Here is a 14355-nt window from a genome sequence, read left to right as displayed (position 1 = left end):
GCTCAGGAAGAGATCGTGGACGCCGGGGGTTCTCCGAGACCGGTATTCTCCGGAACCGAGCGCCCGCTTTGCGCAATGAGGATTGTGCCGGCCATGATCAACGCAATGCCGGCGATTTTGTAGATGCCGAGATCTTCCTTGAAGACCAGCCAGGCAAAGAGAGCCACTGCGACATAGGCAAGGCTCAAGAAGGGGTAGGCGAAGGAGAGATCGACCTTCGAGAGCACATAAAGGTGGGACGCCATGGATATGACGAACATGACCAGACCGGCGAACACCCACGGGTTGAACACGATCTGAAAGACACGCTGGATCAGCGTATCCATGCTGAAACTGATCGGACCAAGCGTGATCATGCCATATTTGAGCAAGACCTGCGCCGCCGCATTCGTCATGACGGTGAAGAGTATGAATGGGATGTATTTTGTCATTATGCCCGCCCCTTGCTCGATCCAATAACAACCATAAGTTGAAAAGCCACCAAGCTCTTGTGTAAAATTTGATATTGCCGCTATGACGCCAGCGCCGTCCTTGCCCAGAAGTTCGACATGATTGCCGGATCGCGCCATGTTTCCAGTTGATCCCACATCGGAAATCCGCGCTTGAAGCTGTGGGAACTCATGCGCTGATCCTTGTACGGGTTGATGCGTCCGCCGGCATCGATCGTCATGTCGTCCAGGCGCTTCAACAGCGCCAGCGTGCGTTGACCGCGATTGGGAAAATCCACCGTCAGCGTATATCCCGGCTGCGGAAACGAAAGTAATCCGGGCGAAGCGACGTCGCCAAATCGCTTGAGGACGGTGAGAAACGAGCTTTGACCGGCATCGCGTGTCGCCTTGAGCATCTCCGGTATCGTTGCCAGTGCCGCCTGCTCCGGAATGACGCTCTGGTGCTGAAACAGCCCCGCCGTTCCGTAGAGCCTGTTCCAGTTCCGCAATTGATCCAGCGGATAGAAGAAGGAGCCGTATCCGACCATATGAGGTTCGGTCTTGCGGCTCTTCATCCAGAAATAGGCCATATTGAACAGCTTCAGGCTCGGATAATTGAGCACCGAGACTGGCGTTTCGAAAGGCACGCCGAGATTTCCCGGCGATTCCGGCGTGCGGTGCCCGCCCTTTTCCGCGTGATTGCCGGTTATGAGGACGCCGCGGCCGGATGTTGCACCGGAGGCGAGTTGATCCACCCAGGCGACCGCATATTCGTTGTCGAGATCGGCTTCGGACGCCATGGCGAAATAGTCTTCGAGACTGTTGAATGGAGTGATCCGTTCGAGGATGTCCAGCGAGCCCACCCGCATCAGCTTCACGGTCGCCGACAAGATTATCCCGGTCAGGCCGAGCCCACCGATCGTCGCTGCGAAGAGCTCCGCATGGCTGGTTTCGGAGCACGTGCTGACCGTGCCGTCGGACCGAAGCAATTCCAGGTTCTCGACATGGCGGCCGAACGTCCCCTGGCGATGATGATTCTTGCCATGGACGTCATTGGCGATGGCGCCGCCGAGTGTGACGAAACGCGTCCCCGGCGTGACCGGCAGGAAATAGCCGTGCGGCGCGGCAATCGCGATGATCTGCGACAGCAGCATGCCCGCCTGAGCCGTAAGAAGACCCGTATTCGCATCGAAGTGGATCAACGCGTCGGCATCGCGCATATCCACAAGGCTCCCGGCATCATTGTGGCAGCTGTCGCCATAGGACCTGCCATTGCCATAGGCGAGATAGCTGGCACTGCCGGCGCCACGTTCCAGGAAAATCTCGCGCGCCTTGTCCAGGCTTACGGATTTTCGTAGCTGACGCCGAATGCGGCCGAAACTGTCAAAGCAAGGTCCGCTCATAGGCGCATGCCGCCATATAGTAGCAGTACCGCCCCGACACCGATCATTATCAGGCTGCGCCAGTCGGAAATCAGGAAAACCACCGGATCGTCATGCATCTCGCCGCGATAGGCCAGTATCCAGATGCGGATGTTGAGATAGAGCACGATCGGGCATAGCGGCCAGATCAGCCATGGGTAGGCATAAAGGCTGACTACGGCGTCGCTATCGACATAGAGCGCCAGAACCAGCGCTGCGGCGAAGGCCGCGGCGACACCGCATTGCGCGATTATCTCCTTGTCCGCCGGGCGATAGCCCCTCCCGGCGATCCTGTCATTGGCCGAATGTGCCACGGACTGCAATTCCACATATCGTTTCACCAGCGCCAGCGAGATGAAGAAGAACGATGAAAAGGCAAGGAGCCAGAACGAGCCTTCGATCTCATTGGCGGCCGAACCAGCGAGGATGCGCAGCGTATAGAGGCCGGCGAGCGTGAAGACGTCGATCAGCAGCATCCGCTTCAGCGATAGCGAGTAGGCGCTGGTGGCGACGACATAAAGCGCCAGCACGGCGCTGAACGCCCAGGGCAATTGCAACGAGAGCAGCACCGCAATGCCAAGCAGGCCGCCGGACACCACGATGCCGAAAGGGATCGAAAAGACGCCGCTTGCAAATACCCGGTGCTTTTTCCGCGCATGCTTTCTGTCGAGCGGAAGATCGAGGAGGTCATTGATGATATAGATCGCCGATGCAGCGCTGGAAAAGGCGCAAAAGGCGATGAGCGCGCTGAAAAGGACCTGCCAGTTCATGATCTCGTGATCGAGTATGGCCGGAACGAAAATGAGCGTGTTCTTCATCCACTGATGCACGCGCAGCATTTTCAGGATGGATTTCCAATGGAGTTTTGGCGATTGGAACAGGCGCGATGCATGTTTCCGCTGCCATCGGGCCGCTGCACGATCCGGCGCGACGACAATCACCTCGGAGGCAGCATTGAACACCGGGATATCGGCACGACTGTTTCCCGCATAGGCGAATTTCACATCGCCATATGTCTCGAGCAAAAAGTTCGTCTTGTTGGTGGAGGTGAGATTGCGTTTGGCGTCGGTCGCATGGACGAAGTCGAAGATGCCGAGATATTCCGCGATGGCATCGGCGAAACGCTTCGCTGCACCGGTGGCAAGAATGAGCCGCCGGCCGCGGGCACGCTCCGACCGCAGGAAATCGATGAAATCGGTCCGATACGGCAAAATGGTCGGATCAATATTCACCAGCAGGGATATTCTATGCTTCAGATAGCCTTTTCCCTTTATCGCCCAGAATGGCAGAACAAATAGATAAAGCACATTTTGCTTGAGAAGCTGAAACATACTTTCCCAAAGAAGATCAGTGGCAATCAAAGTGCCATCGAGATCAACGATAAGGTCGGCGATATTGTTTTTTGAAGAAGAGTCCACCACAGAATCCCTGACACCGACGAGCGCGCTCGCTCGCACGGCGCTGTATCAATATGCGGGATTAGAGAAAAAGTAAAAATGATTAGTGAACCAGCCGAGGTCGAAGCTGAAATCCACTTCCCAAAGTAAACTCTGTATTAAAACGCCAGTTTGAACTATGTCAAACTGGCGTTAAATCAGTAGTGGGCTGGCGGGGATTACTTTACCGAGGCCTTGTCGCCCTTGATCTCGACGGTCTCGTCGCCCTTGAGCGCCTCACGGTCGCCATTGGGGAACGTCACGAAGCAGCCACTGCTGCAGAACTCGAGCGTTTCTCCTGCGCCGACCTGCAATTCGGTCTTTCTCGATCCCTCTGTCACGACGATGGTCTGCACGCTCGTATCGGCGTTCGTAACGCTCGCGGCGAACGCCTGACCAATAGAGAAACCGCAAAAGACAATAGCTACAACAACTCTGTACATAATTGTCCGGTGTCACCACCGCCTCTGTTAACCGTCGGTCGTTAGACCTTTCGGCTTAACTTATAGCGGGATCAGTCTGAACGGCAACTGAACGCTCCGACATTTCGCCATGATTTGGCCATCGAAGCCACGTTCAGGGTTTTGGCTTCGTCGGCTCCTTCTGCAACTCGTCCTTCACCCGCTTCGTCAGAACCTGGACGATAGCTTCCGCATCTTCCAGATGAAGGTTCACATCCCGCTGCGGGTACGGGATCTCTATGCCCTCTTCCGCAAAGCGGTCGATCAGCGCGAAGCGGATTTCATTCTGTACCGTGCCCGAATTGGACAGGTCCGCCAGATGAAGGCGCATCTCGAATTCCATGGTCGAATCCATCAATGCCTTGAAGGCCACGAACGGTTCCGGGTTCTTCAGCACCAGCGGGTGCTCGCGCGCAATATCCATCAGGATGGCGTAAACCCGGCGCGGATCGACCTTGTAAGACACTCCGATCGGGATATCGACGCGGCCAAGCTTGTTGCGATGGGTCCAGTTGCCGACATTGCCATTGATGAAGGACGAATTGGGAATGATGATGGACTGGCGCTGGAACGTCTCGACCTCTGTCGCTCGAACACTGATCTTCTTGACGATACCGCCGACGCCGGCCGTTTCGATCCAGTCGCCGACCTTGAACGGACGTTCGGCCAGGAGGATCAGGCCGGAAACGAAATTCGATACGATCGCCTGCATGCCGAAACCGATGCCGAGGGAGAGGCCGCCGGCGACGAGCGCGAGGCTCGAAAGGTTTATGCCTGCAGCCGATATGCCGATGACGCCGGCGACGCCAAGCCCGAGATAGCCGACAGCGGTGCGGATCGAGTTTCGAACGCCGGAATCGAGCTTGCCGCGCGCCATGACCTTCGTATCGAGCCAGCCCTGGAACCAGCGGGTGAACGCATAGAACAGCGCAAATAGCAGCAGGCCGATGGCGATTGCGACAAGCGAGATATTGACGGAACCAATCTGGAAGCCTGTCGCGACGTTGAGGAACCAGGCTGTCATCTCGCTCCATTGGAAGCCCCAGAGCAGCAGGATGACCGGAATGCCCAGCATGATGACAAAGATGTAGATGACGATGCTGGCGACGAGCCCGAGCTGATCCAGCGTCGTCTCATCCATTCCGAAGCGGTTTTGCACGGCTCGACCGAGAACCGTGCCGGAGAGCGCATTTTCTTCCGACACGGCGCGCGCGGTGAGGAAGCCGAGATACATGGTGGCAAGAACCGCGCCATTGATGACGATCTGCTGCGAAACGAACCGGGACAGACCGATATAACCGAGCAAGGCGGCGATCACCGGCAGAAGCCCTGCTATGTAGAGCAGTATCCGTATCGTCTTCGGCCAGGGCCTGATCTCCCCGGTCTCCGGATCCTCCAGCGGCCGTAGCGAGGCAATGGCAATGATAAGGGCCCCGACCAGCACCGTCGCGAAAAGACTTTTCGCTACCGTCAGCGACAGGGGCGACGTGGCGATCTGGTTGACCGTACCGGCAAGGTAGTCGAGGCCGGTGATGGTGGCGGTTGCCGTGATCAGAACCATCAGAATGCGTCCCGGCCGGGGAGCGACACGCACGAGGCGCCAGTTCGGCGCACCGGGGCAGATGACGGCCTGCGCCAGCGCGTGGACGAAATAGACGATCCCCACCACGCTGAACAGCGTATAGAAGAGAGACGCTATGTCCGGCCGCAACACATTGAAGTAGCCGAGGAAAAAGTAGGTCGTGGCGAGGAAGACCACCACTGTCAGGGAACGGATCAGGGTCGACCAGAAGGCGACCGCCACCCGGCTGAGATTGGAAGGAGATTCAATCGTGGCGTCGCGCCTGTAAAGATGGCCAAACAGCCTCTGCCCACCCAGGAGCAGCACCAGCGCAGCTATTGCCGCCATTAAGGCAGCGGCAAGCAGGGATTGCCACTTGAACGATATCACGAAACGCCACCAGGACGACACGAGCTGGTTCATCGTGCGCAGTTCCTGGCCGTAAGCTTCGGCAATCTCGCTTCCGAGGGAGTAATTGATATCGACCCTCTGCGAGAGCGTGTTGGCAAACAGCTCCCGCCGCGCATCGCCGATCGCCTCGATCATCTTGTTGACGGCGATCAATTGATCCTCCGTCTCGCCGAGGACGGCATTGATCTCGGCCTTTTCCGTCGTCAGCCTTCCGCGCTCTTCGGTAACGATCTGCGCCTCGGGCGGCTGTCCCTGGGCCGGCGGCGATCCCAATTGTTCGAGCCGCGAATTGATCTCCGTTATGCGCGGCCGAAAGGATACGCCCACTTCGAGCAGTTTCTTCGCCGTTTCCTCCAGTTCCAGCCGAAGGTCGGCCAAGGCAGCATCCGCATCCGCCTTGTCCTGAAATTTCTGCTGGTAGCCTTCTATCTGCTGCTTCAGCGCGTCGATCACGGGCCGCTGCTCGGCGACGATGGTCGATGAGACCTGCGGCTGCTCGGCCGGCTGCGCGAAAGAGGCGGGCGCAACGCAGCACAGGCCAAGGAGGATCATGATGCCGACAAGGCGCCGAATCATCTGCCGAATGTTGAAAATCACTGTTTCATATCCGTTCTTGGAAGCTTTCATGGCGTTTGCCCGTCTATCTCGGCACAATCAAGGCGCGGCGAATTTGAAGTCGGCTGGTTGATACTCACCGCCGCTATACTGATGATCATTGCGCGGTGACAATAGCATAGTAAGGAATGTTCGTTTATCTCCGCATCCGCACGTCTATTCTCGCGTTCCATTTGTGTGAAGAGGAAGGCCGCATCATAATGCCTGCACGCACCGATTCGCCTGCCGGACAATGAAACAATGATCATAAAGTGCCCCTACTGCGGACCGCGCGACGTGATAGAATTCGTTTATCAGGGCGATGCCTCACGCACGCGCCCCGAACCGGCCTCGGCCGACCAGGCGGAATGGAATCGATACGTCTATGACCGCGCCAACCCCTCGGGGTCGCATCGCGAATACTGGCTTCACAGCGGCGGATGCCGACAGCATCTGCTTGTCGTTCGGGACATGAGCTCCCACGCGATCTCCTCCGTTAGCTTCGCGCGGGAAAATACGTCTTCCGGGGACAGGCGATGACGAGTTCCAGATTGAACACCGGCGGACGTATCGAGAGGTCCCGAACCATCCGCTTCATCTTCGACGGCAAGGCCTATACGGGTCATCCGGGTGACACGCTCGCATCCGCGCTCCTTGCAAATGGCGTGACGCTCTTCGGTCGCTCGTTCAAGTATCACCGGCCGCGAGGTGTGTTTGCCGCCGGCAGCGAGGAACCGAATGCCCTGGTCACGCTCATCGACAGCGAGGTGCGCGAGCCGAACGTGCGGGCGACGGAAGCCGAAATTCATGATGGACTCGTGGCCGAGAGCCAGAACCGGTTCCCGTCGCTCGAACATGATCTGATGGCGGTGAACCAGCTGGCGGGGCCCCTGTTCTCGGCGGGTTTCTACTACAAGACGTTCATGGGCCCGGCCATCGGGCCGTTGCGCGGCACCCGCTTCTGGATGTTCTGCGAAAAGTTCATCCGCCGGGCTGCCGGACTCGGCAGGGCCGGCATGGCTGCCGATCCTGATCGCTATGAGAGAATGAACGCGTATTGCGACGTGCTGGTCGTGGGCACGGGCCCCGCGGGCCTGATTGCCGCCGAGACGGCGGCCGCGACCGGCGCGCGCGTCATCATTGCCGAGGAACGACCCGTTGCGGGCGGCTCGCTGCTTTCGTCCGGCGAGTTGATCGATGGCCGCAACCCCGCAGTATGGGCGCGCGAGAAGGCGGAGTTGCTGGCGGGCCTGCCGAATGTCCGCTTTCTGACGAGGACCACGGTCTGGGGGCATTATGACGGCAACGTCCTTGCGGCAATCGAACATGTTGCCGATTTCAAGCCCAACCGCACGGAGGGCCAGCCGCGGCAGCGTCATTGGGTAATCCGTACCGGCAAGACCATACTGGCGACGGGCGCATTCGAACGGCCGATCGTGTTTCCGGGCAATGACAGGCCCGGCGTCATGCTGGCGGACGCGGTTCGCCGTTTCGCCATGGAATATGGCGTGGCCGCGGGCAGCAACATCGCGCTCTTCACCAACAATGACAGCGCTTACGATGTCGCGCGGACGCTTTCGCAGGCGGGGGTCGGCATCGGCACCATCATCGATGTCCGCACCGACGTCTCCGGCACATGCCGCGACATAGCCGATGTTGCGGGTGCCGAACTGCTGCTCGGCCATGCCGTCACGGCCACTCACGCAGGCAAGACGCTCAGTTCCATCACGGTCCAGCACTTCAATGCGCAGACGGGCCGGGTCTCCGGTGCGCCACGCGAGATAAAGACCGATTGTCTCGGCGTTTCCGGCGGTTGGTCTCCGGCAATCCATCTTGCCAGCCAGGCCGGCGGGAAACCTGAATGGGACGAGGACCTGCAGGCATTCCTCGCGCCGGAAGCTCACCAGAACTGGGTCGTTGCCGGCAGCGCGGCCGGCTATATGGATACGATCAGCGTATTGTCGGACGCCGCCACCAAGGGTTCGGCAAAACACCGCGCCGCTTTGCCCACGGTCGATGCGCCCATGTTCGATGCATCGCCCGCCCCGGTATTCCAGATAGAACCGGACGGAAAGACCCAAAAGGCTTTCGTCGATCTGCAGCATGACGTGACGGCCGACGATATCCGCCTCGCCTATCGCGAAGGTTTCCATTCCGTCGAGCACCTGAAGCGCTACACCACGCTCGGCATGGCGACCGACCAGGGCAAGACGTCGAACGTTCCCGGCCTGGCGATCATGGCGGATGCGAGGCAGATCCCGATCACCGCCGCCGGAACAACGCGTTTTCGCCCCCCCTTCACGCCGGTTTCGCTCGGCGCACTTGCGGGCGAGCGTTACGGCGATTTGCGGCCGCACCGGCTGACGCCCATGCATGACTGGCACCTCTCGGCTGGAGCGACCATGTATGATGCCGGCCTATGGCACCGCCCGATGATCTATGGCAGTCCCGGCGAAACAATCGAACAGGCCTATATCCGCGAGGCCCGCACCGTACGTGACAGCGTCGGCATCGTCGACGTGTCGACGCTTGGCAAGATCGACATCCAGGGACCGGATGCGGCGGAATTTCTCGATCGCGTCTACACCAACATGTTCTCGACCCTGCCCATCGGCAAGGCACGCTACGGCTTGATGCTCCGCGAAGACGGCATCGTCTTTGACGATGGCACCACCTGGCGGCTCGGCCAGGATCAGTTTCTCATGACGACGACGACGGCAAATGCCGGCCCCGTCATGCAGCATCTGGAATATTACCTCGATTGCATCTGGCCGGACCTGCGCGTGCATCTGACATCGGTCACCGATGTTTGGGCCGGAGCCGCGATCGCGGGACCGAAATCGCGCGCCGTGCTGGAAAGCTGCGTCACGGCAAGCAAGGTCGATGATGCGACCTTGCCGTTCATGGGCATCGTTCATGCCAGGATCGGCGATATTCCCGTGATGATCTGCCGCCTCTCCTTCTCCGGCGAGCTTGCCTACGAGGTCTATTGCGGCGCCGGTTTCGGAACTGCCATGTGGGAAGCCCTCATCTCGGCGGGTACGCCCTTTGGCATCGTTCCCTATGGTCTTGAGGCGCTTGGGACCCTGCGCATCGAGAAGGGCCATGTGACGGGCGCGGAGATCGATGGAAGAACCACGGCGCACGATCTGCATCTGGACTGGATGCTGTCGAAGAAGAAGCCGTTCATCGGCTCCGCCATGCTCAGGCGTGAAGGCCTGCAGGACAATAACCGGCTTTCGCTCGTCGGGCTGATTTCCCTCGACAACCAGCCGATCAACGGCGGCAGTCATATCGTGGCGGATGCGACTCCGCGCGAACCGGCCGACAGTTTCGGCCATGTCACGGCGGCCTGCTATTCCCCCGCCCTCGGCAAATATGTTGCGCTCGCCCTCGTCAAGCACGGCAGCTCGATGATCGGCCGGCGCGCCTATGCGTCCGACCTGTTGCGCGACAAGCATGGTCCTGTCGAGATCGTCAGCCACCACATGTTCGACCGCGAAGGGAGCCGCATGCATGGCTGAAATCAATTCTCCTCTCGGTTCGAACTATATTGCCGGCGAGCATGGCAATGTCGCGGCGGGTATAGGTGTCTCGCTTGCCGAACGCAGGAACCTTTCGATCATCCAGGTCACGGCCTGGCCGAACACCATCCCTACCGCCCTCACCGCGATCGGCAGCGCCACCGGGCTCATCATCGACAACAAGCCGGGCCTCGGTCGCGTCGCTGGCGAAAAATCCGTGTTCGGCTTTGCCCCCGGACGCTTCCTTGTCACAGCCGCGTCGGCGGATCTTGAGACGAGGCTTCGTTCAGCCATTTCCGCCGATCTCGGCACTATCGTTCCCTTGACACATGGCCGCTGCGTGATCCGCATTGCTGGCCCGGCATCCGAGTGGGTGCTTTCCAAGCTTTTCGCGCTGGATTTCTCCGAGCACGCCTTCGCTGTTGGCCATGGCCGCGCGACGCTTCATCATGATATCCACGCTCTCATCCAGCGGGTCGATCAAGACGCCTTCGATCTCTACATATTCAGAACCTTCGCACGCTCGTTCTGGACCATTTTGGGTCATGCCGCCGAAGAAGTCGGCTACCGGGTTGGCTGAGTCAAACTCTCAAACGCGCTGCTTCAATGCGCCTTTGGAGCCCTTGCCCGCGATATAAACCTCTTCCACGGCGCGATCGTCGCCCATTGTCTGGAGCAGGAAGAGCTCTTCGACCAGCGTCTCCACCGTCGCCATGCGCACGCGCATCGCGGCAGTGGCATTGGCATTGAGCACCACGCAATCGGCTTCTGCGCCCGGCGCGAACGTTCCGATCACGCCATCCAGTGCGAGGGCCCGCGCATTGCCGAGCGTCGCCTGGTAGAAGGATCGCAGCGGATGGTAGCGCTGGCCCTGGATATTCAGCACCTTGTAGCCCTCGTCGAGCGTACGAAGCATGGAGTATGAGGTACCGCCGCCGATATCGGTGGCAATGGCATTGCGGACATTGCCCTGCCGCAGGCGATCCAGATCGAACAAACCGCTGCCGATGAACAGGTTCGAGGTGGGGCAGAAGACTGCGACCGCCCCGCTTTCGGCCAGGGCGCCGATTTCGCGGTCGGTCATATGGATGCAGTGGCCGAGAAGTGTCCGGCGACCCAACAGGCCATAATGTTCGTAGACATCCGTATAGTCACGGCTCCAGGGAAACAGCTCGGCTACAAAGGCAATTTCGCCCGCATTTTCACAAAGATGCGTCTGAACGTGAAGATCGGGATGCTCACGCACCAGCGCCCCGGTCATTTCCAGTTGCTCCGGCGAGGAGGTCGGCGCAAAACGAGGTGTTATCGCGTATAACTGGCGGCCCTTCCCGTGCCATTGCGCGATGAGCGCCTGGCTGTCGTCATAGCCCGATTGAGCTGTATCGAGCAGGCCGTCTGGCGCATTGCGATCCATCATCACCTTGCCGGCGATCATCCGCATGTTCCGCGCATGCGCTTCGGCAAAGAACGCCTGCGCGGAAGATTTGTGAACCGAACAATAGGCAGCGGCCGTCGTGGTGCCATGGCGGATCAGTTCGTCGAAAAACGCCGAGGCGATCATCTCGGGATGGCCCTGATTGCCGAATTTCTGTTCCTCTACGAATGTGTAGCGGTTCAGCCATTCCATCAATGCCCCGGCATAGGACGCGACCACCTGTATCTGGGGGAAGTGGATGTGACAGTCGATAAAACCGGGCAGGATGAGATGCGGGCGATGGTCGATGACATCGATGTCCTCGCCGCCTCCTGCCTGAATGGCGGCGAATTCGTCGACCGCGGCTATCTTCCCCTCCCGTATGAGCAGGGCGCCGTCTTCGAGATAGGTAAAGCAATGCTGGTCGTCTTCATTGCCGAACGGCTCGTCGTGAAACGTCAGGAGGCGCCCACGCAATATGACATCATTCATTGGATCAATTTTCCTGCCGTCGCATTCCGGTACCAGCCGACAATCTGCGCCCTCTCCTCTTCGGTCATGCCGGTTCGGTTCCCGGGCGGCATGGCATGGCTGACGCCCGCCTGCAAATAGATTTCACGCGCATGGGTCGCGATCCCGCCATCAGTATCCAGCCGCACGCCCTTGGGCGGCAACAGAATGCCGTCCCACGCCGGTTCGGCGGCATGGCACATGGAGCAGCGGCCAAGGACAACGTCCCGCGCCTGCTGGAATTCCGGCGCTTCGATCAGCGCCTGCGCCGACGCACTGATTTTCTCCTGACCTCCAAGCAATTTCGGCACTGTGGAAAGCCAGATGATGACAATGAAGATTATCGCGCTCGCCAGCCAGGTCCAGTGCGGATTGCCCGTCCCCGCGTGGCGTGAATTGAAATAGTGGCGGATGAGGACGCCCAGAATGAAGACAAGCGCCGCTATCACCCAGTTGAATTGCGTCGAATGTGCCAGCGGATAATGGTTGGACAGCATCAGAAACAGCACTGGAAGCGTCAGGTAATTATTATGCGTCGATCGCTGCTTTGCCTGTTTGCCCAGCTTCGGGTCCGGAGTGCGGCCCGCTATGAGATCGGCCACCACCTTCTTCTGATTGGGTATGATCAGCAGGAAGACATTGGCCGACATTATCGTGGCGGTAAAAGCTCCAAGATGAAGAAACGCCGCCCGGCCGGTGAAAAGGTTCGTATATCCCCATGCCATGAAGACAATCACGCCATAGAGGATCAACATCAGCAGCGTGTCGTTGCTCGCCAGGGGCGATTTGCACAGAAGATCGTAGATCAGCCAGCCGACCGACAAGGAGACCAGCGAAATCAGGATTGCGACTGCGGGAGAAACGTCAAGGACGTTCGGATCGATCAGATAGAGATCGGCACCCGCATAATAGACGATGCAGAGAAGAGCAAAACCCGATAGCCAGGTGGCATAGGATTCCCATTTGAACCAGATCAGGTGTTCCGGCATGTTCGGCGGGGCCACCATATATTTCTGGATGTGGTAGAAGCCTCCGCCATGCACCTGCCACTCCTCGCCATTGACGCCCGCCGGCAACTGCGCATGACGGCGCAGGCCGAGATCCAGGGCGATGAAGTAAAAGGAGGAGCCGATCCAGGCGATCGCCGTCACGACATGCAGCCAGCGGGCCGCGAAGGCCAGCCAATCCCAGAAAATCAGATAATCCATCAAGTCCCCGCGTGGTGATCAGCCTACAATGCTGCGGTTCGCGGAACGATGCAACTACTTCGAATCATGAAAGATAATGCCCAGCGTGTGCCTCGTGCCGGCCCGCAGGCGGCTTACGCCGTGTTTCATGTTGACCCGGTAATAACCGCGCGCGCCTTTCACTGGGCGATGACTGACCGGAAACACCACCGCATCGCCCAGCCGAAGCGGAACGACCTCCGCCCGCGACTGCATGCGCGGCCGCTGCTCCGTCATGACGAACTCGCCGCCGCTGAAATCGTCGACCGGACGTGATAGCAGGAATGCGACCTGCAACGGGAACACATGCTCGCCATATATATCCTGGTGAAGGCAGTTGTAGTCGCCTTCCCTATACTCAAGCAGCAGCGGCGTGGGGCGATTCTGTCCTGCAGCCCGGCAAGTCTCCATGAAATCCTGGTGTCGCTGCGGATAGCGCGTCGCGATGCCCATTCGCTCGTTCCACACATTTGCGATTTCGGCCAGCGGCGCATAGAGCGTCTCGCGCAGCCCGGCCAGAAAGGAAGGCAGCGGATAGTCGTAATATTTGTATTCGCCACTGCCGAAACCGTGCCGCGCCATGACGATCCGCTTGCGGAACTGGCTGTCGTCGCCATAGCCCGCCGCGATCCTGCTGCATTGGGGCCCGTCCAGAACGTTCTTCAGGACTGCGCAACCGAACTGGTCCAGTTCCGCCTCGACGGCGCCCCAGTCAATCGCTTTCAATGCGTCTGTCATATCCCGGCTCCTTCAGTATTGTCGCAAACCAGAGTACAATCCGACGCCTGACGGGCCACCCGTTTCCTGCTTCGCGTGAAAATGCCGCCAATCGGGCCATACACGACGATTTTAGGTGACTCGCGGGACCAGACTTCATAAAGAGCGTATCAATGCGTCATGACGCACAGGAACGCTTCAAATTCGGGATGAGCATGAGCTTGAGGAGAAATAGCAAATCAGGAAAGCAGAATATTGCTTCCGTCCTGCTTTCTATTTTCTGGTTGGTGTCGACGTTCGGCGCTGCCATCAGCGCCGGCTACCTCGCCGAGCGTCCCTCGAACATGGCCGCTACCGAGGCAGCAGACAGCGCCCATGCCCGTGTGTCGCGCGAAGGCGACAATTCGTCGAACGCTCCGCAACGCACCACCCGTGTAGCTGCGCTCGAAACATTGCATCTGAAAATCAAGAGCGGACTGAAGCTCGATACGGGCCCGCAGGATGCAATCCTGCCGGCGTCGCCGTCGCTTCTGTTTCAAGAAGGCCGGCAGGCAAACGCCTCGTCGGTCTCGGCCGATCTTCGCCTGAAGCGTGAAGCCGGTTTTCATCCGCGCGGGCCGCCGAACCAGGCCTAGCAGCTTCATACCGGCAG

General features: G+C 59.2%; 12 protein-coding genes. 4 read left to right on the top strand and 8 right to left on the bottom strand.

Going from position 1 to position 14355, the window contains the following annotated elements; genetic code table 11:
• Window positions 1–2: 2 nt before the first annotated feature.
• The 5 genes from OSJ75_RS01565 to OSJ75_RS01545 form a co-directional block, all read right to left on the bottom strand.
• Window positions 3–431 (bottom strand): EamA family transporter, encoded by a 429-nt coding sequence (locus OSJ75_RS01565; RefSeq protein WP_267226438.1) that lies wholly within the window; start codon window positions 429–431, stop codon window positions 3–5.
• An 80-nt stretch (window positions 432–511) separates the two neighbouring features.
• Complete coding sequence (locus tag OSJ75_RS01560) at window positions 512–1831, bottom strand: FAD-binding oxidoreductase (RefSeq protein ID WP_267226436.1); 1320 nt, start codon at window positions 1829–1831, stop codon at window positions 512–514.
• Window positions 1828–3267, bottom strand: coding sequence for a UbiA family prenyltransferase (locus OSJ75_RS01555; RefSeq protein ID WP_250013380.1), 1440 nt, complete (start codon window positions 3265–3267; stop codon window positions 1828–1830). The genes OSJ75_RS01560 and OSJ75_RS01555 overlap by 4 nt, the downstream gene beginning before the upstream one ends.
• 197 nt (window positions 3268–3464) lie before the next feature.
• Window positions 3465–3728: a hypothetical protein gene (locus tag OSJ75_RS01550; protein WP_250013378.1), complete on the bottom strand. Its 264-nt coding sequence runs from the start codon at window positions 3726–3728 to the stop codon at window positions 3465–3467.
• Between the two features lie 133 nt (window positions 3729–3861).
• Window positions 3862–6315, bottom strand: coding sequence for a mechanosensitive ion channel family protein (locus OSJ75_RS01545; RefSeq protein ID WP_267226432.1), 2454 nt, complete (start codon window positions 6313–6315; stop codon window positions 3862–3864).
• A gap of 258 nt (window positions 6316–6573) precedes the next feature.
• On the opposite strand from OSJ75_RS01545, the gene OSJ75_RS01540 reads away from it, so the two are divergent.
• Genes OSJ75_RS01540 through OSJ75_RS01530 form a run of 3 tightly spaced genes read left to right on the top strand, consistent with a single transcriptional unit; the run spans window position 6574 to window position 10416 of the window.
• Window positions 6574–6852, top strand: a complete 279-nt coding sequence (locus OSJ75_RS01540; RefSeq protein ID WP_267226430.1) for a sarcosine oxidase subunit delta — start codon at window positions 6574–6576, stop codon at window positions 6850–6852.
• The gene (locus OSJ75_RS01535; RefSeq protein WP_267226428.1) at window positions 6849–9836 is read left to right on the top strand and encodes a sarcosine oxidase subunit alpha family protein; all 2988 of its coding nucleotides are present in this window, start codon (window positions 6849–6851) and stop codon (window positions 9834–9836) included. The genes OSJ75_RS01540 and OSJ75_RS01535 overlap by 4 nt, the downstream gene beginning before the upstream one ends.
• Window positions 9829–10416 (top strand): sarcosine oxidase subunit gamma, encoded by a 588-nt coding sequence (locus tag OSJ75_RS01530; protein ID WP_267226425.1) that lies wholly within the window; start codon window positions 9829–9831, stop codon window positions 10414–10416. The genes OSJ75_RS01535 and OSJ75_RS01530 overlap by 8 nt, the downstream gene beginning before the upstream one ends.
• A 9-nt stretch (window positions 10417–10425) precedes the next feature.
• Here the strand turns inward: OSJ75_RS01530 and guaD are convergent, their stop codons facing one another.
• From guaD to OSJ75_RS01515, 3 genes are read right to left on the bottom strand one after another with little or no spacing between them, the layout of a single operon-like run.
• Window positions 10426–11742, bottom strand: coding sequence for a guanine deaminase (gene guaD, locus OSJ75_RS01525; RefSeq protein ID WP_267226423.1), 1317 nt, complete (start codon window positions 11740–11742; stop codon window positions 10426–10428).
• Window positions 11739–12971, bottom strand: a complete 1233-nt coding sequence (locus OSJ75_RS01520; RefSeq protein WP_267226421.1) for a urate hydroxylase PuuD — start codon at window positions 12969–12971, stop codon at window positions 11739–11741. The genes guaD and OSJ75_RS01520 overlap by 4 nt, the downstream gene beginning before the upstream one ends.
• 51 nt (window positions 12972–13022) lie before the next feature.
• Entirely contained in the window at window positions 13023–13724 is a 702-nt protein-coding gene (locus tag OSJ75_RS01515; protein ID WP_267226419.1) for a 2OG-Fe(II) oxygenase, read from the bottom strand.
• Between the two features lie 194 nt (window positions 13725–13918).
• Here OSJ75_RS01515 and OSJ75_RS01510 point away from each other — a divergent pair, with 194 nt between their 5' ends.
• Window positions 13919–14338: a hypothetical protein gene (locus tag OSJ75_RS01510; RefSeq protein WP_267226416.1), complete on the top strand. Its 420-nt coding sequence runs from the start codon at window positions 13919–13921 to the stop codon at window positions 14336–14338.
• Window positions 14339–14355: the final 17 nt, after the last annotated feature.

The organism is Phyllobacterium sp. 0TCS1.6A, from assembly GCF_026420825.1.
Classification (GTDB): domain Bacteria; phylum Pseudomonadota; class Alphaproteobacteria; order Rhizobiales; family Rhizobiaceae; genus Phyllobacterium.
The sequence above is the reverse complement of the archived record's forward strand: the minus strand, read 5'-3'. Positions and strand labels throughout refer to the sequence as shown.